This is a genomic window from Streptomyces fuscigenes (assembly GCF_021556455.1).
Taxonomy (GTDB): Bacteria; Actinomycetota; Actinomycetes; order Streptomycetales; family Streptomycetaceae; genus Streptomyces; species Streptomyces fuscigenes.
Genome location: NZ_JAKGCV010000585.1, coordinates 1 through 2,851, shown reverse-complemented (window position 1 = coordinate 2,851; position 2,851 = coordinate 1). Strand labels below are relative to the sequence as shown.

Annotated in this window: 2 protein-coding genes and 1 pseudogene; 2 read left to right on the top strand and 1 reads right to left on the bottom strand. The window is 73.9% G+C overall.

Annotated features, from left to right (window positions below):
* Positions 1–362 (bottom strand): annotated as a pseudogene (locus L1885_RS26615) (hypothetical protein); the annotation flags it as partial.
* Between the two features lie 599 nt (positions 363–961).
* Between L1885_RS26615 and L1885_RS26610 the strand changes: the two are divergent.
* Both L1885_RS26610 and L1885_RS26605 read left to right on the top strand, forming a co-directional pair.
* Complete coding sequence (locus L1885_RS26610) at positions 962–1,483, top strand: universal stress protein (protein WP_235799712.1); 522 nt, start codon at positions 962–964, stop codon at positions 1,481–1,483.
* Between the two features lie 756 nt (positions 1,484–2,239).
* On the top strand, positions 2,240–2,851 hold a 612-nt coding region (locus L1885_RS26605; RefSeq protein WP_235799711.1), incomplete at its 3' end, for an acetate uptake transporter.

The following is a 2,851-nucleotide window of genomic DNA, read 5'->3' as shown; positions in this document are numbered from 1 at the left end:
CGGACGCGGCGCCCGGAGCCGTCGCGGGGGCCCTGGCCGGCGGGGTCCGCGTGAGCGAGGGCCTCGCCGGTGCCGGTGCCGGTGCCGGTGCCGGTGCCGGTGCCGGTGCGCGGGGTGAGGGCGGTGAGGGTGGTGGGGCTGGTGAGGGTGGTGGGGCTGGTGCCTCCGGGGACGCAGGCGTGGCCGGTGTGCTCCATGGGGCCGGTGTGCTCCGTGGGGCAGGGGGCGGCGGTGCCGACGGGGGCCGCGGTGTCGACGAGGGCCGCGGTGCCACCGGGCCCGGAAGTCCGGCAGGCGTGCCCCCGGGCCGCGTCCCGGGCCTCCGGCGCTGCGCTGACCTGCGAGGTCGTGGGCGTGGACACGAGGGCTCCCTCCGGACGGCGGCCTGACCGGTGGCCAACGAGTGATGATCGCGTACGGTCACTGTCTGTGCTGCTCTCGGGCGAACGGCGCAGACCTCGTCGCGGGGCCGCGCGGCGTCCCGTACGTACGACTGCCGTGTGCGGGGCGGTCCGCCGCGGCGGACCCGGCGGCCCGGGCACCCGGCCTCCCCGGCCGCCGGGCGTACGTGAGCGGGACGCGCCCCGCGGCGCGCGCTCGCGGGCGCGCGCGTCCGCCCGGACCGCTCCGGGGCGCCCTCACCGGCGGGACCCGCCCGTCTGATGTACGTGCCATCGGGCATTGCGCTACGCCGCGTGCTCGTGCATGCTCCCTGAAACGCCGCGTGCGGGGCACCGCGTGCGGGACAACAAAGCCTGGGCATGAGAGGAGTGGCGCCGTACCCTGGGGGTAAGGGCCTGGGGAAGATGATTCCCGGACACGGCTCACCGTCCCCCATGCCGCGTTCGTCGGCGTCCGCTTCGTCGGCCTCGTGGCGAAGTCGGTCGTCCACAGCTCACCGTTCACCGCTCGTTGCCATCGTCGTTCCTTTCCCAAGAGGATCTCCTTCGCCGAGACACCCATGGCCGGTCACGAAATCCCTGAACCCGCTGACCGCAAGCAGGTAGCCGACCCCCTGGCGGAACTGCTGGCGGAGGAACAGCCGAGCACGTCGTGCGACCCAGCCTTCCGGCACGGAGTAGTGGTCGGATTCGACGGCTCCACATCGAGCGAACGCGCGCTCGCCTACGCCATCGGCATGGCCAGCCGGCTCACTTCCGGTCTGATCATCGTTCATGTCGCCAATCGGCTCCCGACGACGGTCTGGGCGGGGTGCGAGCCCCCCGTCTTCGTCGACGTCCCCGACCACCGCACGGAAGTGCTCGGCCTCGAACTCGCCTGCGCGGAGCACCTGGCCGAGGTGCCGTGGATCCTCGTCGAGCGCGGCGGCGACATCTGCCACGAACTCGAAGAGGTCGGCCAGGAGTACTCGGCCGACGCCATCGTCGTGGGCTCGACCCACGGGCTCGTCGGGCGCATCTTCGGCTCCGTCGCGGGCCGGCTGGCGCGCCGGGCCAGGCGCCCGGTGGTCGTCGTCCCGTGACGAGGCGGCTCCGCGACGCCCCGACGCCGTAAGCCCTGGCGCCGTGATGCCGTGACGCTCGCGGCCCGGGTGTCACCCGCCCCGTCGGCCGCAACGCGGGATACCGCCGCCGCGCGCGCTCTCGCCGGGCGGCGGCCCGGCAGGGGCGGGACACTCGCGGGGGAGAGGGCCGGGTCCCGGGCGGCGGACCCTCGGGCCCGCGTCGCGCGCGCACGGAGTACATGCTGACGCGTGCACGCTCCGGGTGGGCCCTGGGCCCTGGGCCCTGGGCCCTGGGTCCTGGGTCCTGGGCCCCGGGGCCCGCGTCGCGTGCGGCCCGAGCCCGGCGCCGCTGCCCGCAGCGCCGTTGACCGCAGGGCCGGTTGGTCTCCTGCCCGACCGAGCGTGGCGGCCCGTCTCCCCTTCCGGCGTGGACACATGCCTGACACATGCCTGCTTCCGTCCCGCAGGGTCTCATCCCTGTCCGGGGCCGCCCCCCGTCGAGACGCCCGCTCCGGCCTCGCGCGAAAGGTCGGGCGACATCGCCCGAACCGGCGGTTTCCGGTCGCGCCCGAGGGCTGCCGACGCCGGATCGTTCACCCTCTCGTACCTCTGGCATCCCTTGCGTCACACGAGCCTCCACGGAATGACGCTCCGTCAACATCGCTACCGAGGAAGTGAATTAGCTCACGTCCGGATGTGCATTGCGCCCTTGTGAAGGGTACATAACGGTCGTTGGAACGCCAGCACCGTCGCGCTCAGTGAAGGGAGCCCGCCGTGGACAACGACGTCGCCGCGGGAAGTCCGCCGTCAGCCACTTCCGTTCTCGGCCATCTCGCCCTCGGTCTCACCCTGCTCGCCTTCGGCCTCGGACTCACCGGGGTCGTCGACGGGGTGACGGCGGCCGATGCCGTCACGCTCGCGCTCTATGTGGGAGGTGTGGCCCTGTTCATCGCCGGCCTGCTGGAGTTCCGGCAGGGCGCCACGTTCACGGGGACGGCCTTCGCCGCCCTCGGAGCGTTCTGGTTCACCTGGGGGACGGGGTTCGGGGGCCACACCACCGCCCACGCGGCGGGCCTGTTCTTCGTCCTGTGGGCGCTGCTGGCGCTCTCGCTGACGTTCGGCGCCTCGGCCTCGGGTCCGCTGGTCCAGAGCGTCTACGTGCTGCTCTGCGTGGGCCTCGTGCTGCTCGCCGTCGCCGTGTTCGCCGGCGCGGACGGGCTGGCGCAGGTCGGCGGCTGGTTCGCCGCGGTGTCGGGCCTCGTGTCCTGGTACGTGGCGACGGCGGCGTTCGCGAGCTGGCCGACGGCGGCGCTGCCGGGCCGGCGCGGCAGCACGACGGGCCGGGGCATCACCGCCGCGTTCCGGATGTACGGGATCGGTTTCCTC